The 22,396-nt window shown below is 72.6% G+C and carries 21 protein-coding genes; 11 read left to right on the forward strand and 10 right to left on the reverse strand.

The genetic code is table 11. From position 1 onward, the window contains the following. Window positions 1–8 precede the first annotated feature (8 nt). From cydB to cydC, 3 genes are read left to right on the forward strand one after another with little or no spacing between them, the layout of a single operon-like run. Window positions 9–1,040 (forward strand): cytochrome d ubiquinol oxidase subunit II, encoded by a 1,032-nt coding sequence (gene cydB / locus ASF96_RS09685; RefSeq protein WP_055938552.1) that lies wholly within the window; start codon window positions 9–11, stop codon window positions 1,038–1,040. After that, window positions 1,037–2,725: a thiol reductant ABC exporter subunit CydD gene (gene cydD / locus ASF96_RS09690; RefSeq protein ID WP_082509535.1), complete on the forward strand. Its 1,689-nt coding sequence runs from the start codon at window positions 1,037–1,039 to the stop codon at window positions 2,723–2,725. Before cydB ends, cydD begins: the two co-directional genes overlap by 4 nt. Further along, window positions 2,722–4,446 (forward strand): thiol reductant ABC exporter subunit CydC, encoded by a 1,725-nt coding sequence (gene cydC, locus ASF96_RS09695; protein WP_082509536.1) that lies wholly within the window; start codon window positions 2,722–2,724, stop codon window positions 4,444–4,446. Before cydD ends, cydC begins: the two co-directional genes overlap by 4 nt. On the opposite strand, the gene ASF96_RS09700 is transcribed toward cydC, so the two are convergent. The 4 genes from ASF96_RS09700 to ASF96_RS09715 form a co-directional block, all read right to left on the reverse strand. Then, the gene (locus ASF96_RS09700; RefSeq protein ID WP_055938555.1) at window positions 4,422–5,477 is read right to left on the reverse strand and encodes a sulfate/molybdate ABC transporter ATP-binding protein; all 1,056 of its coding nucleotides are present in this window, start codon (window positions 5,475–5,477) and stop codon (window positions 4,422–4,424) included. The genes cydC and ASF96_RS09700 overlap by 25 nt on opposite strands. Window positions 5,478–5,548: 71 nt before the next feature. After that, the gene (gene modB / locus ASF96_RS09705; RefSeq protein ID WP_055938558.1) at window positions 5,549–6,328 is read right to left on the reverse strand and encodes a molybdate ABC transporter permease subunit; all 780 of its coding nucleotides are present in this window, start codon (window positions 6,326–6,328) and stop codon (window positions 5,549–5,551) included. Then, window positions 6,325–7,104: a molybdate ABC transporter substrate-binding protein gene (modA, locus tag ASF96_RS09710; protein ID WP_055938561.1), complete on the reverse strand. Its 780-nt coding sequence runs from the start codon at window positions 7,102–7,104 to the stop codon at window positions 6,325–6,327. The genes modB and modA overlap by 4 nt, the downstream gene beginning before the upstream one ends. 304 nt (window positions 7,105–7,408) lie before the next feature. Continuing rightward, a complete protein-coding gene (locus ASF96_RS09715) occupies window positions 7,409–7,804 on the reverse strand; it encodes a TOBE domain-containing protein (protein ID WP_055838769.1) in 396 nt (131 codons plus the stop codon). A 103-nt stretch (window positions 7,805–7,907) separates the two neighbouring features. On the opposite strand from ASF96_RS09715, the gene moaA reads away from it, so the two are divergent. From moaA to ASF96_RS09740, 5 genes are read left to right on the forward strand one after another with little or no spacing between them, the layout of a single operon-like run. Next, window positions 7,908–9,134 carry a GTP 3',8-cyclase MoaA gene (gene moaA / locus ASF96_RS09720; protein ID WP_082509537.1) on the forward strand — a complete coding sequence of 409 codons (1,227 nt, stop codon included), beginning with the start codon at window positions 7,908–7,910 and terminating at the stop codon, window positions 9,132–9,134. Continuing rightward, a complete protein-coding gene (locus tag ASF96_RS09725) occupies window positions 9,131–9,901 on the forward strand; it encodes a HesA/MoeB/ThiF family protein (protein ID WP_055938563.1) in 771 nt (256 codons plus the stop codon). Before moaA ends, ASF96_RS09725 begins: the two co-directional genes overlap by 4 nt. Before the next feature lie 29 nt (window positions 9,902–9,930). Further along, the gene (locus ASF96_RS09730; protein ID WP_055939419.1) at window positions 9,931–11,154 is read left to right on the forward strand and encodes a molybdopterin molybdotransferase MoeA; all 1,224 of its coding nucleotides are present in this window, start codon (window positions 9,931–9,933) and stop codon (window positions 11,152–11,154) included. Further along, on the forward strand, window positions 11,151–11,651 hold the full coding sequence (gene moaC, locus ASF96_RS09735) for a cyclic pyranopterin monophosphate synthase MoaC (protein WP_055938566.1): 501 nt from the start codon (window positions 11,151–11,153) through the stop codon (window positions 11,649–11,651). The genes ASF96_RS09730 and moaC overlap by 4 nt, the downstream gene beginning before the upstream one ends. Beyond that, window positions 11,648–11,884 carry a MoaD/ThiS family protein gene (locus tag ASF96_RS09740; protein WP_055938569.1) on the forward strand — a complete coding sequence of 79 codons (237 nt, stop codon included), beginning with the start codon at window positions 11,648–11,650 and terminating at the stop codon, window positions 11,882–11,884. The genes moaC and ASF96_RS09740 overlap by 4 nt, the downstream gene beginning before the upstream one ends. 185 nt (window positions 11,885–12,069) lie before the next feature. Here ASF96_RS09740 and ASF96_RS09745 read toward each other — a convergent pair whose 3' ends face one another. From ASF96_RS09745 to ASF96_RS09755, 3 genes are all read right to left on the reverse strand, one after another. After that, the gene (locus tag ASF96_RS09745; RefSeq protein ID WP_055838775.1) at window positions 12,070–12,498 is read right to left on the reverse strand and encodes a molybdenum cofactor biosynthesis protein MoaE; all 429 of its coding nucleotides are present in this window, start codon (window positions 12,496–12,498) and stop codon (window positions 12,070–12,072) included. Next, entirely contained in the window at window positions 12,495–12,977 is a 483-nt protein-coding gene (locus tag ASF96_RS09750) for a MogA/MoaB family molybdenum cofactor biosynthesis protein (RefSeq protein WP_055938572.1), read from the reverse strand. Before ASF96_RS09750 ends, ASF96_RS09745 begins: the two co-directional genes overlap by 4 nt. Window positions 12,978–13,055: 78 nt before the next feature. Beyond that, window positions 13,056–14,654, reverse strand: coding sequence for an SDR family oxidoreductase (locus ASF96_RS09755; RefSeq protein ID WP_055939422.1), 1,599 nt, complete (start codon window positions 14,652–14,654; stop codon window positions 13,056–13,058). Window positions 14,655–14,855: 201 nt separating this feature from the next. Here ASF96_RS09755 and ASF96_RS09760 point away from each other — a divergent pair, with 201 nt between their 5' ends. Next, on the forward strand, window positions 14,856–16,325 hold the full coding sequence (locus tag ASF96_RS09760; RefSeq protein WP_055938575.1) for an MFS transporter: 1,470 nt from the start codon (window positions 14,856–14,858) through the stop codon (window positions 16,323–16,325). 98 nt (window positions 16,326–16,423) lie between these two features. On the opposite strand, the gene ASF96_RS09765 is transcribed toward ASF96_RS09760, so the two are convergent. The 3 genes from ASF96_RS09765 to ASF96_RS09775 all read right to left on the reverse strand — a co-directional run bounded on the left by ASF96_RS09765 (window position 16,424) and on the right by ASF96_RS09775 (window position 20,522). Then, window positions 16,424–18,376, reverse strand: a complete 1,953-nt coding sequence (locus tag ASF96_RS09765; protein ID WP_055938577.1) for a helicase HerA-like domain-containing protein — start codon at window positions 18,374–18,376, stop codon at window positions 16,424–16,426. Between the two features lie 10 nt (window positions 18,377–18,386). Beyond that, the gene (locus ASF96_RS09770) at window positions 18,387–19,088 is read right to left on the reverse strand and encodes a phosphatase PAP2 family protein (protein WP_055938579.1); all 702 of its coding nucleotides are present in this window, start codon (window positions 19,086–19,088) and stop codon (window positions 18,387–18,389) included. A 96-nt stretch (window positions 19,089–19,184) separates the two neighbouring features. Continuing rightward, on the reverse strand, window positions 19,185–20,522 hold the full coding sequence (locus tag ASF96_RS09775; RefSeq protein WP_191915955.1) for a multidrug effflux MFS transporter: 1,338 nt from the start codon (window positions 20,520–20,522) through the stop codon (window positions 19,185–19,187). Window positions 20,523–20,755: 233 nt separating this feature from the next. Here ASF96_RS09775 and ASF96_RS09780 point away from each other — a divergent pair, with 233 nt between their 5' ends. Further along, on the forward strand, window positions 20,756–21,463 hold the full coding sequence (locus ASF96_RS09780) for a DUF3105 domain-containing protein (protein WP_055838789.1): 708 nt from the start codon (window positions 20,756–20,758) through the stop codon (window positions 21,461–21,463). Further along, the gene (locus ASF96_RS09785) at window positions 21,463–22,134 is read left to right on the forward strand and encodes a DUF305 domain-containing protein (protein ID WP_055938583.1); all 672 of its coding nucleotides are present in this window, start codon (window positions 21,463–21,465) and stop codon (window positions 22,132–22,134) included. The genes ASF96_RS09780 and ASF96_RS09785 overlap by 1 nt, the downstream gene beginning before the upstream one ends. The last annotated feature ends 262 nt before the right edge of the window (window positions 22,135–22,396 follow it).

Consider the following 22,396-nt stretch of genomic DNA (forward strand, 5'->3'; position numbering starts at 1 on the left):
AGCCCCTCATGGACCTCGCATACCTCTGGTTCTGGATCGTCGCCTTCCTCTTCGTCGGCTACTTCGTGCTCGACGGTTTCGACTTCGGCGTGGGCATGTCGATCCCCTTCCTCGGCAAGGACGACATCGCCCGCCGGCAGATCATCAACACGATCGGTCCCGTATGGGACCTCAACGAGACGTGGGTCATCGTCGCCGGCGCCGCCCTGTTCGCGTCGTTCCCCGAGTGGTACGCGACGCTGTTCAGCGGCTTCTACCTGCCTCTCCTGGCGATCCTGCTCGCCCTCATCGCCCGGGGCGTCTCGTTCGAGTACCGCCACCAGCGCGACTCCCTGCGGTGGAAGCGCTCGTTCGACCGCATGATCGTGATCGGCTCGGCACTGCCCGCCTTCCTCTGGGGCGTGGCGTTCGCGAACATCGTGCAGGGCGTACCCCTCGACGCCGACCACGAGTACGTCGGCACCGTGCTGACCCTGCTGAACCCCTACGGCATCCTGGGCGGACTCACGACGCTGAGCCTGTTCTTCCTGCACGGGTTGTTCTTCGTCGCGCTGAAAACCGACGGGCAGGTGCGCGCCGACGCCCGGTCGCTCGCGAAGAAGGCGGGGCTCGCGACCATCGCCCTCGCTGCGCTGTTCCTCGGGTGGACGATCGTGAACGCCGCGAACGCCCAGGCACCCCTGCTGCTCGGGGTCGTCGCCCTCGCGGGCATCGCCGCTCTGACGCTCATCGGCGCGTGGGTCGCAAACCTCCGCGACCGCGAGGGGACGGCGTTCACCCTCGGCGCGATCACGATCGTCGCCGCGGTCGCGGCCCTGTTCTTCGCGCTCTTCCCCAACGTGATGCCCTCGACCCTGGGTGCCGGATCGAGCCTCACGATCGACAACGCCTCGAGCACCGACTACACCCTGACGATCATGAGCTGGGCGGCACTGATCTTCCTGCCGCTGATCCTCGCCTACCAGGGCTGGACGTACTGGGTGTTCCGCAAACGCGTGACCCGCGCGCGCATCGAGAAGGCCGCGTTGGTGGCGCATTGAAACCCGTCGATCCCCGGCTGCTGCGCCACGCCACGGCCTCGCGCCGCTTCTTCGCGGTCACGGCGGCGATCGTCCTCGCCCAGACGGGGGTGATCGTCGGTTTCGCGGGGGCGCTCACCGCCGCCCTCGTCGGCGCGATCGAGGGCCGACCGCTCGCGGAGCTCTGGGGCTACGTGGGGATCGCCGCCTCGCTCGCCCTGCTGCGCGGGCTCTTGATCGCCGCCTCCGAGCGGGTGTCGGCGCGCGGAGCCGCGGCGGCCTCGTTGCAGCTGCGGCGAGCGCTGGTCACGGCGGTCGCGCGCCTCGGCCCGGCATGGCTCTCGCAGCGCAACTCGGCGAGCCTCGCCCTGACGGCGGGGCACGGCCTGGAGGCCCTCGACGCGTACTTCGGGCGCTACCTGCCCCAGCTGGTCGCGACGGTGATCACCCTGCCGATCCTCATCGGCGCGATGACCCTGGCCGACCCGCTGTCGGGCCTCACGGTCGTGCTGACCATTCCCCTGATCCCGCTGTTCATGGTGCTCATCGGCCTCGCGACCCGCGGTGTGCAGCAGAAGCAGTACCGCACTCTCGGTCGCCTCGCCGCGCGCTTCGCCGACACCGTCGAGGGGCTCGGCACCCTGAAGGTGTTCGGCCGCCAGCACCGAGCCGCCGACACGATCGAGACGGTCACGCGCGACTACAAGCGCGAGACGATGACGGTGCTGCGGGTGTCGTTCCTTTCGGGCTTCGCGTTGGAGTTCCTGGCATCCATCTCGGTCGCCATCATCGCCGTCACCATCGGCTTCCGCCTGCTCGCGGGAGATCTCAGCCTGCTCGTCGGGCTCTTCGTGCTGCTGTTGGCCCCCGAGGCGTACCTGCCGCTGCGGCAGGTGGGCGTGCAGTTCCACGCCGCGAGCGAGGGGGTCGCGGCGACCGAGCAGATCTTCGACGCCCTCGACGCCGCGCACGCCGCCGTTGTTCCGGATGCCGTCACCCCGGCGCGCGGGACGACGCTCGCGCTCGAGGGGGTGCGCGTGCACCGCGAGGGGCACCGCTCGCCCCGGGTGTCGCTGTCGGTGGGGCCGCGCGAGGTGGTGGTCGTGTCGGGGCCGAGCGGTGTCGGCAAGTCCAGCCTGATCGCGGCCCTGCTCGGTTTCGCCGACCACGACGGTGAGGTGCGCCTGGACGGGACCGCCGTACCGCACGCCCGCGACAGCGTCTCGTGGGCCGGGCAGCGGCCGGGACTCGTGACGGGGACCGTCGGCGAGAACGTGGCCCTGGGCTCGACCCCCGATGCCGCGGCGATCCGTCTCGCCCTCGACGACGCGGGGGCCGCCGACATCGACCCGGCCACCCCGCTCGGCGCGAACGGCACGGGACTCTCGGGCGGGCAGGCGCAGCGCGTCGCCGTCGCCCGGGCGCTCTACCGGGCACGGGTCGTGGGGACGCCGTTCATCGTGCTCGACGAGCCCTCGAGCGCCCTGGATGCCACGACCGAGGCGCACCTGTGGGCGACGCTGCGCCGCGAGGCCGACGCCGGCCGCGGGGTCCTGCTCGTCTCGCACCGCCGGTCCGCACGCGCGATCGCCGACCGCGTGGTCGAGGTGGACCCCCCGCGTGAGTCGCCAGGATCTGTCGCTTCCGCGCTCGTCGCGGCGACGAATCCTGGCGACTCGCGCGCGAGTCGGGCGGTGCGGTCGTGAACGACCGGGTGCGGGGGATCCTGCGATCCGCCCTGCCGTCGCCGCGGCGCTTCGCTCCGGCCCTGCTGTCGGGCTTCGGGTCGGCGGCGAGCGCGATCGCGCTATTGGCGGCGAGCGCGTGGCTGATCGCGCGGGCGGCCGAGCAGCCCCTCGTGATGTACCTGTCACTGGCGGTCGTGGGCGTGCGGGCTTTCGCGCTGTCGCGCGGGGTGTTCCGCTACCTCGAACGGCTGAGCGGGCATGACGCCGCTCTCCACCAGCTGGCCGGGGTGCGCGCCGAACTCGTGCGCGACCTCGTGCCCCTCGCTCCCGACGGTCTCGGCCGCGCCCGCCGCGGCGGACTGCTCTCCAGCGTCGTCGATGACGTCGAGGAACTGCAGAACCTGCCGCTGCGCGTCGTGCTGCCGCTGGCGACCGCGGTGCTGACGGCCCTGGCCGCCGTGGTGTTCGTGGCCCTCGTGTCGTGGCCGGCCGCCCTGGTGCTGTTCGCCTGCCTCGTCGCGGCCTTCGCCGTGGCCGTCGCCGTGGGGTGGGCTGCGGGAGCCCGCGCCGAGCGTTCGATCGCGCCGCTCCGCGCCGATGTGGCCGACGCCGTGCACGACCTGCTGACGAACCTCGACGTGCTGACGGCCTACAGCGCGGGGGGTGCCGCCCGCGAGCGCATCAGCCGGGCAGACCGGGCGCTGCGCCGTGCCGTCGTGCGCCGGGGCGGGGCGCAGGGACTCACCGCGGGGGCCGTCTCGGTGCTCGCGGGACTCGCCTCGGTGGCTGCCCTGCTGGTGGCTGCCCCCGCGGTGACCGGCGGCACCCTGTCAGGACCGGGCCTCGCCGTGGTCGTCCTGCTGCCGATGGCGGTGTTCGAGGTGTTCGGTCCCGTGCCGCTGGCACTGGCCTCGTGGCGGCAGGTCCGGCGCGCCGCGGAGCGCATCGCCGAGGCCGTCCCCGACGCCGTACCCGAGGGCCTTCCCCGCGACGAGCCGGCCGCCACCGGCTCCGCGCCGGCGCTGGGTTCGGGCCTCTCCCTCGTCGGCGTCTCGGCGCACTGGCCCGCGCGGGGCGACACCGATGCCGACGCCGGGCGGCTGCACGACGTCTCGCTGCACGTCGCCCCGGGCGAGCGCGTGCTCGTGAGCGGGCCGAGCGGGGCCGGCAAGACGACGCTCGCGCACGTGCTCGTCCGCTTCCTCGACGTCGCGGGGACATACGAGATCGACGGAGTCGACGTCCGCACCCTGTCGGGCGACGACCTGCGCCGCACGGTGGGTCTCGTCGAGCAGTCCCCCCATCTGTTCGACGAATCCGTACGCCAGAATCTGCTCTTCGCCCGCGACACCGCCACCGACGACGACCTTCGAGCCGCCCTGGCCCGCGTCGGCCTCAACGACTGGGTCGCCGAGCGGGGCGGGCTCGACGCGCGTGTCGGCGATCGCGGGGCGCTGGTCTCGGGCGGGCAGGCACAGCGCCTGGCGCTGGCGCGGGCGCTGCTGCGCGGCTTCCCCGTGCTCGTGCTCGACGAGCCGACCGCGGGCGTGGACCCCGCGGCATCGGATGCCCTGCTGCACGATCTGCTCGGCGCCGTCGGACGCGACCGCGCCGTGGTGCTCGTGTCGCACGTCGAGGTGCCCGCCGGGCTGGTCGACCGCGAGGTGCGCCTGGAGGACGGGCGCGTGGTCCCGGGTGTCAGGGAGCGCGCTCGTCAGCGACCGCCCCGGTTCTCGTGAGCGCCCTCTGACGCAGCCGGTACGAACCGCACCCGCTCGGAGGCGACACTCATCGACACCACGTCGCCCGGGCCCAGCCGGCCCGCGGCCTCCGGCGTGACCTCGACGGCTCCCGCATCGGTGACGACCCGCACGCCCGTCGGCGTCGCCTCCAGGTAGGCGACGGTCGCCCGGAACCCCTCACCGAGACGCGCGTCGACTGCGCGGAAGACCGCCGCAAGAGGGGTGCCGTCGACGCCCGCGAGCGCGCGAGACGCGGCATCCGATGCGGTCAATCGCACCCCGCCTCGCACGAACGCTCCCCCCTGGGCCACCCCGACGAGCCGTTCCAGGCCCGCGATCCGTGCCGCGACGTCGGTCGCCGGAGCCGTCAGCACCTCGCGCACGGGCCCGGCCTGCGTCACGCGTCCGCGCTCGACGATCACGAGCCGGTCGGCCAGGGCCGCGGCATCGACGGCGTCGTGGGTCACCGCGACGGCCGTCACTCCGGCGAGGTGCTCACGCAGCATCGCGCGGATCTCCGAGGCCGTCACCGCGTCGAGCGCCACGAGCGGCTCATCGAGCAGCACGACCCGCGGTTCGGCGGCGAGCGCCCGAGCCACCGCGACGCGCTGCTGTTCACCGCCCGACAATTCCACCGGGCGCCGGTCCCCCGCCCCCGGGAGCCCCACGCGAGCCAACCATTCGTCGGCGCCGGAGCGGGCGACGGATGCCGAGACCCCGGCCGCGCGCGGGCCGAAGGCGACGTTCTCGCGCGCGGTCAGATGCGGGAACAGCCGCGCGTCCTGCCCCAGCAGCACGATGCCTCGGTGCATCGGCGCCGTGCGGAGCCCCGGGGCTCGGTCGAGCACGCGCCCGTCCACCGCGATCTCGCCGCCGTCGAGCGGGGTGAGACCCGCGAGCGCACCCAGCAGCGTCGACTTGCCCGCGCCGCTCCGGCCCATCACGGCCACCGTCTCACCCGCGGCGACGTCGAGCGCGATGTCGACGTCGAAATCACGGCGGCGCACGCGTACCTCGGCGCGGAGCACGGCGGCATCCCGACCCCTCGACGACCCGCCGACGGATCGCGCACCGCCTTGGTCCTCAGCGCCGCCCCCGCTCATCGCCCCACCCCCGGCCGCCACCCGCGCACGAGCAGCAGAACCGCGACCGCCGTGATCAGCAGCAGGAGCGACAGCGCGACCGCGGTGCCCTGCGAGACGCCCGCGCCGTTGAACGCCGTGTATATCGCCAGCGGCATCGTCTGCGTGACCCCGGGGCGGTTCCCGGCGAACAACGCGGTCGCACCGAACTCGCCGATCGCGCGAGCGAAGCACAGCACGATCCCCGCGACGATGCCGGGGGCGGCCAGCGGCAGCGTGATCCGGCGCAGGATCGTCGCGCGGCTCGCCCCGAGAGACGCCGCCGCCCGCTCGAACTCGACACCGGTGCTGCGCAGAGACCCCTCGACCGCGAGCACGAGGAACGGCAGGGCCACGAACACCTGAGCGAGCACGACGGCGGGGGTGGTGAACGGCAGTCCGAGCGCGCCGAACCACCCGTTCCGCCCGAACAGGTACAGCAGGGCGACGCCGCCGACCATGGGCGGCAGCACGAGCGGAACGGTGACCAGCGCCCGCAGCAGCGCCGCCGTGCGCCCCGGGCTCCGCGCGATCACGAGCGCGAGAGGGATGCCGACGATCGCGCAGAGCACGGTGGCCACCGCCCCCGTGCCCAGCGACAGGCCGAGCGCCGAAAGCGCGGCCTCCGAGGTCACATCGCTCCAGAGCGTCGCCCACTGCACCCGGGCGATGAGCGCGGTCAGGGGCACGAGCAGGAAGAGCAGCCCGACGACCGCCGGCACGATCAGCCAGCGCGGAACGTAGCCCGCCGCTCTCACGGGGCGCGGAACCCGGCGTCGGCGAGGATCCGCTGACCGTCGTCGGAGAGCACGAAGGCGACGAACGCCGCGGCCGCGTCGGGGTTCGGGGCGTCGGCGAGGGCGGCGATCGGGTAGCGGTTCACCACGGCGTCGGCGCCGTCGGGCACGATGGCCTCGACGTCATCCCGGCCGACCACGTCGGTGGCGTAGACGAGTCCGGCATCCGCTTCGCCGGCGGCGATCTTGGTGAGCACGGCGGTGACGTTCTGCTCGGCGCTGGCGGGCGTCACCGTGACGCCGGCGCTCGACAGCAGCGTCGCCGACGCCGCGCCGCACGGCACCTCGGGGGCGCACAGCACCGTGGTCACGCGCGCGAGGTCGGCGAGGGTCGACACCGCGCCGGGGTTGCCGGTGGGCACCGCGATGACGAGCGTGTTGCCCGCGAACAGCTGCGGGTCGGGGGCCTGATCCGTCACCTTCGCCATGTTCTTCTCGTCGGCCGAGGCGAAGACGTCGGCGGGCGCGCCCTCGCCGATCTGCGTGGCGAGGGTGCTCGAGCCGTCGTAGACGGCGCTCACAGTGACCCCGGGGTGGGCGGCCTCGAAGGCCGTGGCGATCTCGTCGAACGACCGCTGCAGCGAGGCGGCGGCGTACACCTCGACGGTTCCGTCGAGCGTGGCTGCGGACGCGGCGGACCCGGATGCCGCGGGGGCGGGGGATGCCGTCGGGCTCGCGCAGGCGGCGAGCAGGGCGGCAGCGGCGAGGACGACGAGAAGACGGAGGGGGCGGCGCACTGTGTTCCTTTCGGCGGCGCCGGCGGCCCGCGACCTCCATTGTGCCCTCATTTGCGGACAATATGGCCGCAATTCTCCGCACTCGCCCTTCCGGCGCTCCACGTCACCACCGTCGTGCCGAGCCGAACTCCTGAGAAATACGGCGTCCAGGCCACCCTCGGGCACCATCCGGCGCGCCGGGCCCCGAAACTCAGGAGTTCGGCCCGCGTCGACCGCCCGTCGAGGCCGGCGAGTCACGCCCGCTCGGCCGCCCGTCGACCCCGGCCAGCCACGCCCGCGTCGGGCGCTCAGCGAGGCCGCCGCCTCACGCCCGCGGAGCCTCCACGGTCACGACCGTCGCCTTCACCGAGGCCACCGCGAGCGACCCCGGGGCGAGCGCCAGCTCTTCCGCCGCCTCGGCCGACATCAGCGACACCACGCGGTGCGGCCCGCACTGCAGGTCGACCTGCGCCATGACGCCGTCGATCCGCACGCGCGTGACGATGCCGACGAAGCGGTTGCGCGCGCTCGAGGCGACCCCGGTCGGGTCGTCGGGCTCGTCGGCGAGCGCCACGGCCCGCTCCGCGAGGGCCGCCCCCGGGATCTCGACGGGCGAGGCACCCGTCGTCGGCAGCACGCCCTGGTCGATCCAGCGGCGGACGGTGTCGTCGCTGACGCCGAGCAGGCGCGCGGCCGTGGCGATGCGGAAGGTGTTCGGCATGCGACGACCGTATCGCCCGCGCGGTTCGCGGAGCTGTCACACCAGGAGATTCCCCGTAGCTCCCCACCGCCCTCCCCCGCCCCCGCGCGCTTAGGCTCGACTCATGGATGCCGAGCACACCACCACGAGGCCGGGCCCGGTCGTCGTACCGCTCGGCGCCACCGTGACCGCGGGCGCCCCGGCGGGCCAGCTGGGCGCGATCCGCGCCACCGGCGCACCGCGCACGGGCGAACCGCGCACGGGATCATCGCGCACGGCAGAACCGCAACGCGAACCCGGCGCCGTCCGCGCGACCGGCGCCCCGCAAGAGGGCGGACTGCTCGACCGCTTCGGTCGCACCGCCCGCGACCTGCGCGTCTCGGTCATCGACAAGTGCAACCTTCGCTGCACGTACTGCATGCCCGCCGACGGACTGCCCTGGCTCCCCCAGTCGCAGCTCATGACGACCGACGAGATCCGCCGGATCGTCCGCGTGGCCGTGCAGTCGCTGGGCGCCGAAGAGCTGCGCATCACCGGCGGCGAGCCGCTCGTGCGCAAGGACCTCGAGTTCATCATCGCCGGCATCCGCGAAGACAATCCCGACCTGCCGATCGCGCTGACCACGAACGCGGTCGGTCTCGATCGCCGCGCCCAGGCGTTGAAAGACGCGGGCCTCACCCGCCTGAACGTGTCGCTCGACACCCTGCACGCCGAGACCTTCGCCTCTCTCACCCGCCGCCCCCACCTCGACAAGGTGCTCGCGGGCCTGCAGGCCGCTCGCGCCGCGGGCCTCGGCCCGATCAAGATCAACGCCGTGCTGCTGCGCGGCATCAACGACACCGAGGTCGTGCCGCTGGTCGAGTGGGCGGTGTCGAACGGCTTCGAGATGCGTTTCATCGAGGACATGCCCCTCGACGGCGACCGCTCGTGGACCGCGACGAACGTCATTCCCGCCCGCGACATCCGGGCCGCGATCGGCGAGGCCTTCGAGCTGTCGGCCGATCCCCGCGGCCGCGGTGCCGCGCCCGCCGAGCGCTGGGAGGTGCGCCGCCACGGTGAGACCGCCCTGGCCGGTCACGTCGGCATCATCTCGTCGGTCACCGAGCCGTTCTGCAACGCCTGCTCGCGCACGCGCGTCACCGCCGACGGCCGCATCCGCTCGTGCCTGTTCTCGCACGAAGAGACCGACCTGCTGAGCGTGCTGCGCGACGGCGCCGACGACGAGGGCCTCGCGCAGGTGTGGCGCGACGCGATGTGGGCCAAGCCCCGCGCCCACGGTTCCGACACGGTCGGTCTGGCACGAGCCGACTTCGTGCAGCCCGAGCGCACGATGAGCGCGATCGGCGGATGAAGCCGCTCGTCGAGCCGGTGGCATCCCTCGCCCCCGAGGAGCTGATCCGCACCGCCCGCCACGCCGTGCTGCTCGGCATCGGCGAGGAGGGACAGCGGCGTCTGGCGGCCGCCCGCATCGCCGTCGTCGGCGCCGGCGGTCTCGGCTCCCCCGTGCTGCTGTCGCTCGCGGCCGCCGGTGTCGGCGAACTCATCGTCATCGACGACGACGTCGTGGAGCGCACCAACCTGCAGCGTCAGCTGATGCACCGCGTCGACGACATCGGCACCGCCAAGACGGCATCCGCCGCCCGCGCCGTTCGCGACCTCTCCCCCCTCACCGTCGTGCGCGAGCACACCGTACGACTGACCCCCGACAATGCCCGCGAGCTGTTCGAGGGCGCCGATCTCGTCATCGACGGAAGCGACACCTTCGACACGCGCGAGGCCGTCGCCGCCGCGACCGAGTCCCTCGGCATCCCCCTCGTCTGGGGAGCCGTGCAGGAGTGGGCGGCGCAGGTGACCGTGTTCTGGTCCGCCCCGCCCGAGGGCCACGTGCCCGTGGTGCTCGGCGATCTGTTCCCTCCCGGCTCGGCCGGAGAACCGCCCACGTGCGCGCAGGTCGGCGTGCTCGGCTCGCTCTGCGTACAGGTCGGCGGGCTGCTCGCGACCGAGGCGATCAAGCTGATCACCGGCGCCGGAGAACCGCTCCTCGGCCGACTCGTCGTGATCGACGCGCTCCGCGCGCGTCACGACGTCCTCCCGCTCGTGCCCGCGCGGCACCCGTGACCCGTCTCGCCCAGATCCCGGAGGCCCCGATGACCCCGCTGCTCACCGTCGAACAGCACCGCGACCGCGTGCTCGCCGCCGTCGCGCCGCTTCCCGCCGAAGAGGTGCCGCTGGCTGCCGCGGCCGGACGCACCCTCGCCGAGCCCGTGCTCGCCGCCCACGACCTGCCCGGTTTCGACAATTCGTCGATGGACGGCTTCGCCGTGCGCTTCGCCGATGTCGAGGGGGCGGATGCCGAGACCCCGGTGACCCTGAGGGTCGTGGCCGATCTGCCGGCCGGCACCGCCGACGACCCGACGCTCGCGACGGGTGAGGCCGCGCGCATCATGACGGGCGCGGCCGTTCCCGCCGACGCCGACGCCATCGTGCCGTTCGAGGACACGGCCGGGGGCCTCGCCGACTCGCTCGGCTCGGTCGAGGTGCGCCGGGGTCCCGCCGCTGCGGGAGCCTTCATCCGTCGCCGCGGCGGCGATACGCGCGCGGGTGACATCGTGCTCTCGCCCGGAGAGCGTCTCGGCGCCTTCGCCCTGGCCGCGGCGGCCGCCGCCGGCGTCGACACCGTGTCGGTCACGCGCCGCCCCCGCGTGGCGATCGTGTCGACCGGCAGCGAACTCGTCGCCCCCGGTGCAGCGCCCGAACGCGGCCAGACCCCCGATTCCAATGCGACGCTGCTGACCGCGCTCGTCACCGAGGCCGACGCCGAGATCGACCTCGTCGACCGCGTCGGCGACGACCCCGCCGGCATCGACGCCGTGCTCGCCCGCGCGGCGCGCGCCGATGTCGTCGTGTTCACCGGCGGAGTGAGCGCGGGCGCCTACGAGCCCGTACGGCTGGCACTCGCCGACCGCATCGCCTTCGACAGGATCGCCATGCAGCCCGGCAAGCCGCAGGCCTTCGGCGTCCTCCCCGACGGTCGCCTCGTCTTCGGTCTGCCCGGCAATCCCGTGAGCGTCGCGGTGTCGTTCGAGGTGTTCGTGCGCCCCGCCCTGCTGGCGCTCCAGGGGCGCGCCGACGTCGACCGACGCCTCGCCCGCCTCACGGCATCCGAGAGCTGGACGACTCCGCCCGGACGCCGCCAGTACCTCCCCGCCGCGGTCGATCTGGTCGCCGGAACCGTGCGCCCGGCCACGGCCGGAGGGTCGGGTTCGCACCTCGCGGCCTCGCTCGCTCGCGCCGAGGCCTTCGCGATCGTCCCCGCCGACGTGTCGGCCGTCGCCGTGGGCGACCCGCTCGATGTCATGCTGATTCCATGACCTTCACCCACCTGGATGCCACGGGCCACGCCCGCATGGTCGACGTCACGCTCAAGCAGCCCACCGTGCGCTCGGCGACCGCGCGGGGCTTCGTGCGGTGCGCGCCCGAGGTGGTCGCGGCCCTCCGCGACGGCACCACCCCCAAGGGCGATGTGCTGGCCGTGGCGCGGATCTCCGGCATCCAGGCCGCCAAGTCGACTCCGGCTCTGCTGCCGCTGGCCCACGTCATCGGCGTGCACCGCGCCTCGGTGGAGCTCGAGATCACCGACGACGGCGTCGAGATCGAGGCCACCGTCGGCACCGCCGACCGCACCGGCGTCGAGATGGAGGCGCTCACGAGCGTCTCGGTCGCCGCCCTCGCCATCGTCGACATGGTGAAAGGCATGGACAAGGGCACCTTCATCGAGAACGTGCGCATCGTGTCGAAGACCGGCGGCAAGTCGGGCGACTGGCGGCGTCCGGGCGAGTCGGATGCCGCGGACGGGACGCTCGCATGAGCGTCCGCGTCCGCTACTTCGCCGCCGCCGCCGAGGCCGCCGGCACGGATGCCGAAGACCGCGCCGAGACGACCCTCGTCGCGCTTCGCACGGCGATCGCCGCCGCCCACCCCGCCCTCGTCGGCATCCTGGATCGCTGCGCCGTGCTCGTCGACGGCGCGCGCCACGACGACGACGTGGCGCTCACCGGCGCGACCCACGTCGACGTGCTGCCGCCCTTCGCGGGCGGCTGAGCGCGCCTCACGAAGCGACGCGCGGCGACGTCCAGGTAGTCGCGCATCTGACTGCGCTTGACGATCAGGAAACCCTTGATGCGGGCGATCTCGGCGACGGTCGGGACCGTGACCCCTCCCCCGGAGGGGAGCGTCACTCGCTGCACCTCCAACGGCCGACGCCCGGAGGGCATCAGATCTGATACCTACCCGCCCAGACCCTTCCACTCCGTGGTGCCGTCGGCCTCGACCTGACGCTTCCACACGGGGAGGTCGGTCTTGATCGTCTCGATCACCGTGCGGCACACCTCGAACGCCGCGGCGCGGTGACCGGATGCCACGGCGATGATCACGGCCGCATCGCCCACGCCCAGTCGCCCGACGCGGTGGCTGACGGCGACGATCGCGTCGGTGCCGGCAGCTGCGTCCTCGGCGATGCGGTGAAGCGCCTGCTCGGCGTCGGGGTGCGCGCTGTACTCCAGGGCGACCACCGCGTCGGAGGCATCGGGGTCGGTGTCGCGGACGCGCCCGACGAAGGTGGTCACGGCACCCGACGAGGGGTCCTCGACGGCGTCGAGGTGCACGTCGAGGTCGAGCGGCTGCTCCGACAGGCGGGCGATGCGGACGGCACTCATGCGTGGTCTCCTCCGGCGAGCTGGTCGAGCACGTGCGGGGCGATCTCGGCGATCACCGTGATTCCGGATGCCACGGCGCGCGTGGATCCGGGAAGGTTGACGACGAGCACCCCGGGGTCGACGACCCCCGCCAGCCCGCGCGAGATGACCGACAGGGGGGTGTCGGCGAGGCCCCGACGACGCAGCTCTTCGGCGACACCGGGCAGCTCACGATCGAGCACCCGGGCGGTGCCCTCGGGCGTGCGGTCGCGGGGCGCGATGCCCGTGCCACCCGTGGTGACGATGAGTCCCGGCCCCTCGGCGACGGCGGCGCGCAGCGCGGCCTCGACGCTGTCGGCCCCGTCGGGCACGACGACCGCGTCGGCGCAGGTGAACCCGGCCTCGCGCAGCAGCGACACGGCGAGCGGGCCGCCGCGGTCTTCGCGCAGGCCCGCGGCAGAGCGGTCGGAAACGGTGATCACCCGGGCGACGTGCGGCACGGGATCAGCCTAGGTCAGACGCCCGAGGGGCGAACCCCGACGAGCGCGACGAGATGCGAGGCGCGCACGAGAGCATCGTCAGACCGTCTCGACCTCGGGGACCTCGGGCGCGAGGCGACCCGCCTCGGCCTTCGGCTCCGGATTATCGCGCTGCACGTGCTCGGCAGCAGCGGTGATGCGCTGGGCCATACCGCTGAAGATGAGGCCGTGGAAGGGAAGCACGGCCAGCCAGTACAGGCGCCCGGCGAGACCGGTGGGAAAGAAGAGCGCGCGCTGGTCGAAGCGCGCTCCGTCGCCCTCGGGGGTCGCGCGCAGTTCGAGCCAGGCTCCCCCGGGCACCTTCATCTCGGCGCGCAGGCGCAGCAGGTGGCCGGGCTCGATGGCCTCGACGCGCCAGAAGTCGAGCGCGTCGCCGACGGTCACGACCGAGCGGCTGCGGCGACCGCGGGCGAGGCCCACCCCACCGACCAGGCGGTCCATCCACCCGCGGATCGCCCACAGCAGGGGCGAGGAGTACCAGCCGTTCTCGCCGCCGATGCCCTCGATGACCGACCACAGCTGCGCGGAGTTCGCCGTCGTCGTCATGGTGCGCTCGTCGGTGTACACCAGGCGTCCGGCCCAGTCGGGGTCGCTCGGCAGCGGGTCGCTCGGAACGCCCGAGACCTCGGCATCCTGCCAGCTGGTCTCGATGGCATCGTCGTTCACGCGTCCGAGAGCACGGCGAACGGCGTCGCGGTACGGCAGCAGACCCCCCTCGGGACGCGGCACCAGGTCGTCGATCGCCCGGTCCTTCACCACGCAGTCGTTCTGCAGCGACTCGACCAGGGGTCGTGCGATGGCCTTCGGGATGGGGGTGACGAGATTGACCCAGTGCGACGCGAGTCGAGGGGTGAGCACGGGCAACGAGGCGATCGCGCGCTGGTGCAAGCCGGCCTCGAGGGCGTAGCCGTTCATCATCTGGCCGTATCGCAGCACGTCGGGGCCGCCGATGTCGACGGCGCGGTTGACGTTCGGCGCGACCCGAGCGGCTCCGAGCAGATAGTGCAGCACGTCGCGCACGGCGATCGGCTGGATGTGGTTGCGCACCCACTTGGGTGCCGGCATGTACGGCAGCACGTCGGTGAGGTGGCGCACCATCTCGAACGAGGCGGAGCCCGAGCCGATGACGACGCCCGCCTGCAGCACGAGCGTGGGCACACCGCTGGCCAGCAGGATGTCGCCCACCTCGACGCGCGAGCGCAGATGCGCCGACAGCGTGGCGTCGTCGGGGTGCAGTCCGCCGAGGTAGACGATGCGCGACACCGAGGCCGCCGCCGCCGCGTCGGCGACCGTCTGCGACGCGCGCCGGTCGGTGGCCTCGAAGTCGCGGCCGCCGCCCATCGAATGGATCAGGTAGTAGAGCACGTCGACGCCCTCGACGGCGCTGCGGACCGCATCGGCGTCGGTCGCGTCGCCGGCGACCGTCTCGACCTCGTCACCCCAGGGGAACGCCTCGACGCGGCGCGGATCGCGCGCCATCACGCGCACGCGGTAGCCGGCCGAGAGCAGTCGGGGAACGAGTCGACCGCCCAGATATCCGGTGGCACCCAGCACCAGGGCGCGAGGGGCCGAGCCGTCGGGCCGGGGCTGGGCGACGAGCGCGGTTTCGCGGCCGGTGGGGGCGGAGAGCTCGGTCATGCCCGCCACGGTACGCGCGGCATCCGACATCACCGGGGGCTTGACGGACGCGAGGGTGAGCGCGTGCCGCCGGATCGTTCCGGTCCGCTCGACGCGCACCCCGCCGCGGGTGGGGCGATCGGGTGCTGACCTTCCGCTATCACACGCTCTCGCGCAGCGCCCGGACTGGAAACGAAAGCCGATCCGAGTGAAGCTGGATCGATGAACGAGAAACCCCCCTCGGCATCCGAAGCCGCGCGGCTCGAGGTCGACGACGTGATCGTCATCGACAAGAAGCGCGTCCGCACCGCCATCGGCGGCACCGTCGTCGGCAACTTCATGGAGTGGTTCGACTTCGGTATCTACGGCTACCTCGCCGTCACGCTCACCGTCGTCTTCGCCTCCGACGTCCCCGCCCCCTGGAACCTGCTGGTCACGCTCCTCGGCTTCGCCATCTCCTTCCTCGTCCGCCCCTTCGGCGGTTTCGTGCTCGGCCCGCTGGGCGACCGCATCGGCCGCCAGAAAGTGCTGTTCCTCACGATGGCGATGATGGCCGCGGCCACCGCGCTCATCGGCATCCTCCCCACCTCCGCGCAGATCGGACTGTGGGCGATCGTCCCCCTGTACCTGCTCAAGATGGTGCAGGGCTTCTCGACCGGCGGCGAGTACGCCGGGGCGACCACCTATGTCTCGGAGTTCTCCCCCGACCGCCGGCGCGGATTCTGGTCGTCGTGGCTCGATGTCGGGTCGTACGTCGGCTTCGCCGCCGGCGCCTCGGCCGTGGCGATCACCACCGCGATCACCACGTCGATCTCGGGTGAGAACGCCATGGTCGACTACGGGTGGCGCATCCCGTTCCTGTTGGCGATCCCGCTCGGAATCGTCGCGATCTACTTCCGTCTGCGCATTCCCGAGACGCCCGCCTTCGAGCACACCGGCTCGGCCGAGATCGATGCGGACGACCCGATGGCCCGCCAGGGTCTGATCGGCATCGTGCGGCACCACTGGAGGGCGCTCCTGATCGGTATCGCCCTCGTCGCCGCCACCAACACCGCCGGATACGCCCTCACCAGCTACATGCCGACCTACCTCGAGAAAGAGGTGGGGGTATCCAACCTGTCGGCCGCGGTGGCGACCGTACCGGTTCTGCTGGTCATGTCGGCAGCCCTCCCCCTGATCGGTCGCCTGAGCGATCGGATCGGCCGAAAGCCCGTGTACGCCATCGCCGCGGTGTCCGCCCTGGTGCTGCTGGTTCCGGCGTTCCTCATCATGCAGATCGGTGAGCTGTGGGCGGTGATGATCGCCCTGTGCATGGCGGCGGTGCCGGTGGCGTTCTACGTCGCCATCTCGGCATCCGCTCTGCCGGCCCTGTTCCCCACCGCGTCGCGGTTCGGGGCGATGGCCGTCGCCTACAACATCGCCGTGTCGCTGTTCGGCGGCACCACCCCGCTGTTCAGTCAGGCGCTCATCGACCTGACCGGCAACACCCTCATGCCGGCGTTCTACATCATGTTCTTTGCCGCTCTGGGGCTGGTCGCCCTTCTCTCCATGCGCGAGACGGCCCGCCGACCGCTGCTCGGATCGATGCCCACCGTCGAGACCACGGCCGAGGCCGAGGCCCTCGTCGAGCGGCAGGACGACGACCCACTCATCGACACCTCGACCATGCCGCTGCAGATCCGCCGCTCGTAGCCGCGCCGGAACGGGGAGGGATGCCGGAGGTCACGGCATCCCTCCCCCTTCCGGTCTTCCCGGGTCGGTGGCACGACGCCGCCCGACCGGGCACACGCTCAGCGCCGACGCCCGTTGCCGAACAGTCCGCGGATGACCCCCGACACGATGCTCTTCGTCGCCCCGCGCCCCAGCAGATCGTCGAGAGGCGCCGTCGGGGTGCTCGCCCGACGCCGCGGGGCCGCGGTGGTCTTGAGGATCCGGTCGTACTCGCGCTGCGCCTTCTTCTGCGCGTCGGCGCGGGCCTTGTCGATAGCGGCCTTCTGTTTCTCGAACTCGGCCTCGTCGGCGGCGGCCTTCTTCGCCCGCTCGATGGCCTCTTGCGCATCGGTCGCGGCCTGCAGGCGCGCGCCGAGGATCTCGCGCGCGGACTCGGGATCCACGGGGGTGCCGTAGGTCGAGAAGAGGGGCGATGACGAGACCGCCGCGACCATCGCGTCGGCGCTGATCGGCGCCATCGACGCCCGCGGGGCGAACAGGCGTGTCCAGGCGACCGGGGTGGGCGCCCCGCGCTCGCTCATGACGGTGACGATCGCTTCGCCCGTGCCGAGCTCCTGCAGCACGCGTTCGAGGTCGTAGCCCGAGTCGGGGTACGTGCGCACCGAGGCCCGCAGCGCCGTCGCATCGTCGGGGGTGAAGGCCCGCAGGGCGTGCTGCACGCGCGAGCCGAGCTGGGCGAGCACGTCACCGGGAACGTCCTTCGGCGTCTGGGTCACGAAGAAGACCCCGACGCCCTTCGAGCGGATCAGCCGCACCGTCTGGGTGATCGCGGCGAGGAACGCCTTCGACGCGTCGCGGAACAGCAGGTGCGCCTCGTCGAAGAAGAACACGAGTTTGGGCTTGTCGAGATCGCCGACCTCGGGGAGCGTCTCGTACAGCTCCGCGAGCAGGTACATGAGGAACGTCGAGAACAGCTCGGGTCGCGCGGCCACGTTGGGCACTTCGAGCAGGCTCACGATGCCGGCACCCGTGGCATCGGTGCGCAGGAACACGCTCACGTCGAGCTCGGGCTCGCCGAAGAAGGTCTCGGCGCCCGCCGCGGCGAACGCGATGAGCTCGCGCAGGATCACTCCCGCCGTCGCGGCCGACAAACCGCCGATGCCCTTCAGCTCGGCCTTGCCCTCGTCTGCGGTCAGATGGAGCAGCACCGCCCGCAGATCGGACAGGTCGACGAGGGCGAGCCCCTTCTCGTCGGCGTAGTGGAACACCAGTCCCAGGCTCGACTCCTGCGTCGCGTTCAGGCCCAGCACACGGCTGAGCAGCAGCGGCCCGAAGCCCGAGACCGTCGCCCGCACGGGGATGCCCGCGCCCACGTCGTCGCCGAGCGCGAAGAACTCGGTCGGGAACGCCCGCGCCGACCAGTCCTGGCCGAGGGCGGCGGTCCGCGCGGCGAGCTTCTCGCTCGGCGTCCCGGGGGCGGCCAGACCCGAGAGGTCGCCCTTGATGTCGGCGGCGAACACGGGCACCCCGTTCTCGGACAGCTGCTCGGCGAGCACCTGCAGGGTGCGCGTCTTACCCGTGCCGGTGGCGCCGGCGACCAGGCCGTGGCGGTTGGTCATCGCCAGCGGAATGCGCACGGGAACGGATGCCACCGGCCCGCCGTTGATCAGCACGCCGAGGTCGAGGGTCGCGCCGTCGGCGGCGTAGCCCGCGGCGACGGCGGCGACCTGGGCACCGGACAGCGGCCCCGACGCGGCGGATCCGACCGAGGTGTCCGCGGGCGGGGAAGTGCGGGGCGACGCGGAGGGGTCGGACCGCCCGGTCGCCGCAGAGCCGGCCGGAGCGGGTGCCGTCGTCGTCGGCACGACCTCGGGCGCCGCCGCGGGCTCCCCCACCGGCCGCGCCGCCGCCGCCGCGCGCGCACGGGCAGCCGTCGCCTCGGCCGCGGCCAGGTCGGCGCGCGCACGGGCGAGTCGCAGCTCGGCCTCGGCGGCATCGGCCTCGGCCTTCAGACGGGCGACCTCGGCGTCGGCGTCGGAGATAGCGGGGGTCTCGTCGGCGGCGGCGCTCATGCGCGTCAGCCTACGACGCGCCCCGCGTCCCGGCATCCGCCCGGCGCGCGCGTCTCATCACGAGTCGGTCGGCGTCGCGGTACCGCAACCGCGAGAACGCGGCGGCCAGGATGAGCGCCGCCCCCGCTCCCACCAGAGCGCCACCCAGGGTGTCCGACAGCCAGTGCGCGTGCAGGTAGGTGCGGCTGAACGCCATCAGCACGATCCAGGCCACGCCCACCACGCGCACCCACGCGTGGGGGAAGATCACCGCGGCGACGACCGCGATCGTCGCGGCGTTCGCGGTATGACCCGAGGGGAAGGAGCCGTAGTCGCTGAGGATGAGGATGTCTTCGGGACGAGCGCGACCGAAGGTCTGTTTCAGCACCTGCACGAACAGGGCGCTGCCCGCCGACGCGGTCAGGAAGTACAGTGCCGACCATCGCCGCCGCGACAGGAACAGCACGAGCGCCCCTCCGAGCGGAATGATCAGCACCGCGGTGAGGTGACCGCCCACCTGGTCCATCGCGAGCGCGAAGACGAACAGCGGCTGCGACGGCGCCGCCGCGAACAACTGGTTCCACCAGACGTCCACCGCGAACGGGCTCGGGCCGCGGAAGTACACCCACGCCCCCAGGCCGCACGCCACAGCCACCAGCACCACTCCGACGACGGCGCGGAACCGCTGCGGGCGCGCATCGAGAACGGGGTCGTCGGTCGCAGCGGCATCCATTGACCCATGATGCCGCTCGCCGAGGCCCCGCGGAACACCGACGCCCGCTCTGCTACTGTTCGCGGCCGCCGGTGTCGGCGGGGTGTCGCCGGGAGGTCAGGGCGCGAGGCGCTCGACCGTGCGCGGGCGCACGAGCACCCAGAGCGAGATCACGCCGATGACCGCGCACCCGAGCATCACGGATGCCATGGTCGTGGCGGTGATGCCCGATCCGGTGGCCAGCAGCCCGACGAGGGGCGAGATGATGCCGGCGATGCCGAAGTTGGCCGCGCCAATGATCGATTGCGCCGTCCCCGCGGCCTTGCCGTGCCGGTCGAGGGCGAGCACCTGCGCGCACGGGAAGGTGAAGCCGCACGCGGTCATGAAGAAGAACAGGGGCACGATGGTCCCCCACAGTCCCAGTCCCAACTGGTCGGTCACCACGATGGCACCCCCGGCGAGCACGAGCACCGCGGTCGAGAAGGCCATCACCCACTGGGGGCCGAAGCGGGCCGCGAGACGTGACGCGACCTGCACGCCGACGACCACGCCGACCGAGTTGGCCGCGAACAGCACGCCGTACAGCTGGGCGTTGAAGCCGTAGGTCACCTGGAACAGGAACGACGACGCCGAGAGGTACGAGAACAGACCGCTGAAGGTCATCGCCCCGATGATCAGCACGCCGATGAAGACGCGGTCGCGGAAGACGCTCGCGTACCGCTGCCACACCGTGGTGGCTCCCGGGCCGCCGCGGCGGGCCGCCGGAAGGGTCTCGGGCACGAACAGGATGGCCGACACGAGCATGACCGCGCCGTACACGGCGAGCACGACGAAGATGCCCCGCCAGTTCATCACCAGCAGCAGCGCGGAACCCGCGAGCGGAGCCAGCACGGGTGCGACGCCCGACACCATCGCCATGCGCGAGAGCATGACCACCAGGCGGCGCCCCCCGAAGAGGTCGCGGATGATCGCCGCGGCGACGACACCGCCGGCGGCGGCTCCCGCGCCCATCAGCACGCGCGCGATCGAGAGCGTCTCGAGCGTCGGCGCGAGGGCGGCGAAGATGCTCGCGGCCACGTGCAGGGCGGTCACCGACAGCAGGGGAAGACGGCGCCCGACCTTGTCGCTGAGGGGCCCGACGATCAGCTGGCCGAGGGCGAAGCCGATCATCGTGCCCGTGAGGGTCAGCTGGATCGCCGCCGCCGAGGTCTGGAAGTCGGCCTCGAGAACCGGGAACGCCGGCAGGTAGAGGTCGATGGTGAACGGGCCGAGGGCCGTCAGTGCGCCGAGCACGATGATGTACAGCACGCGGCGCGACGCGGGGATCGCGTCGCCCGGGTGCAGCACGATCGGTGCGGTGGCGGGGTTCTTGCCCAGCGCGCGGATGGCGCCGGTGGGGGTCTGCGCGGCGGCAGCCGCTGCGGGGATCACGGGGTGGGAAGCAGTATCGAGCACGCGTCAGTTTCGTTTCGCAACACGGACAGCCCGAACGAGTCGGGCTGAGAAAAAAAAGGGGGGATCGTCGAACCTCGAATCGATTCGACGTCGTTAATACTAGCGTCCCACCCCGTGCGCCACCATCCCGGCTCGCGGGTTCCTCCCAGGCCACCGGCCCATTCACCCGAATAGGCTGGGATCGTCGGCGCATGCCGATGTGTCCCGCCCCGAAGAGAGACAGAACACAGCGCATGACTTCCCCCTCCGACAAGCGCGCGAGCGGCAACCCCGCGAAGCAGGCCGACATCGACCTCACCGTCAAGCAGCAGCGCGAGCAGAAACGGCAGCAGAAGCTCGCCGAATACCAGAAGCAGATGGCGCGCCGAAAGCGCGGAAAGCTGGTCTGGTGGGTCGTCGGTTCCACGGCGGCCCTCGCGGTGATCGGCCTGGTCGTGGCATCCTTCGCCTTCGCCCCCGAGCCCCCCACGAGCTACCAGGCCGGCAACAGCACCGGGCGCGAGATCGACGGGGTGCAGACCTTCGAGAACCGCTCCGATCACGTGCAAGATGCGGTCACGTACGACCAGACCCCTCCCGCCGGCGGCCCGCACAACCCGATCTGGCTCAACTGCGGCGTCTACACCGAGCCCCAGCAGAACGAGAACGCCGTGCACTCCATGGAGCACGGCGCCATCTGGGTCACCTACGACCCCGCCCGCGTGGACGAGGCCGGCATCGACGCCCTGAAGGCGGTTCTGCCCTCGAGCTACGCGATCCTCTCGCCGTACCCCGACATGGACACCCCCGTCGCCGTCAGCGCCTGGAACCACCAGCTGAAGCTCGACGATCCGAGCGACCCGCGCATCGGGGAGTTCTTCACCGAGTTCTGGCGCAGCCAGAACGCCCCCGAGCCGAACGCCGCGTGCTCGGGTGGCGTGGAAGGTCCGGGCAAGGCCTGATGACCGACGACGCCCCGGTCGCACGCCCCGCGGTCCGGTGGGCCGTCGTCGCCCTCATCGCCGTGGCGGTCGTCGCCGTGGCCTTCGCGATCGGACGCTTCACGGCGTTCGGCGCGACGGCCGCGCCGGCGCACCCCTCGACGACCTCCGCCGACGCCGGCTTCGCCCGCGACATGCAGGTGCACCACACCCAGGCGGTCCTCATGGCCATGGAGATCTACCGCAAGACCGCCGACGACGAGTTGCGCGCCCTCTCGTACGACATCGCGACCACGCAGTCCGGTCAGCGGGGCGAGATGTACGGCTGGCTCGTCGAGTGGGGTCTGCCCCAAGCCTCGGATCAGCCGCTGATGACGTGGATGGAGAAGTCGGGCGAGCACAGCCACGGCGACACCTCCGCCCTCACGCAGGAGCAGCTGCTCGGCGAGATGGGCATGGCCACCGACGCGCAGCTCGACCGACTCCGCACCCTCGACGGGCAACCCGCCGACTGCCTGTTCCTCGAGCTGATGATCCGCCACCACCAGGGCGCGATCCCCATGGCCGAGGCCATCATCGAGCTCGGCGACGAGCCCCGCGTGGCCGAGGTGGCCGGCACGATCGTGAGCGGTCAGTCCGCCGAGATCGACGCGATGCGCGACATCCAGTCACGCCTCGGCTGCGGCGCCTGACGCACGGCCGTCCGTCGGCCTGAGCCGCGCCGCGATCGACAGCGGACACCGCGTGCGCGCGGTGTTCCCGCCGCTTCCGGTCGCCGCCCTCTCCGTCCGCCGCCGCGCCGCCCTGCCGCGCCGCAGCCCCGCGCGCGGCCCCGCGCCGCCGCCCCGCGCCGCAGCCCCGCGCAGCCGTCCCGCGCAGCGGCCCCGCGCCGCAGCCCCGCGCAGCCGAGCCGAGCAGCCGCGCCTCGGGCACCCCCGGCCCACCGCCATAAAC

Origin of the sequence: Microbacterium sp. Leaf179 (assembly GCF_001423785.1) — a bacterium.
In the GTDB taxonomy this organism is placed as follows: domain Bacteria; phylum Actinomycetota; class Actinomycetes; order Actinomycetales; family Microbacteriaceae; genus Microbacterium.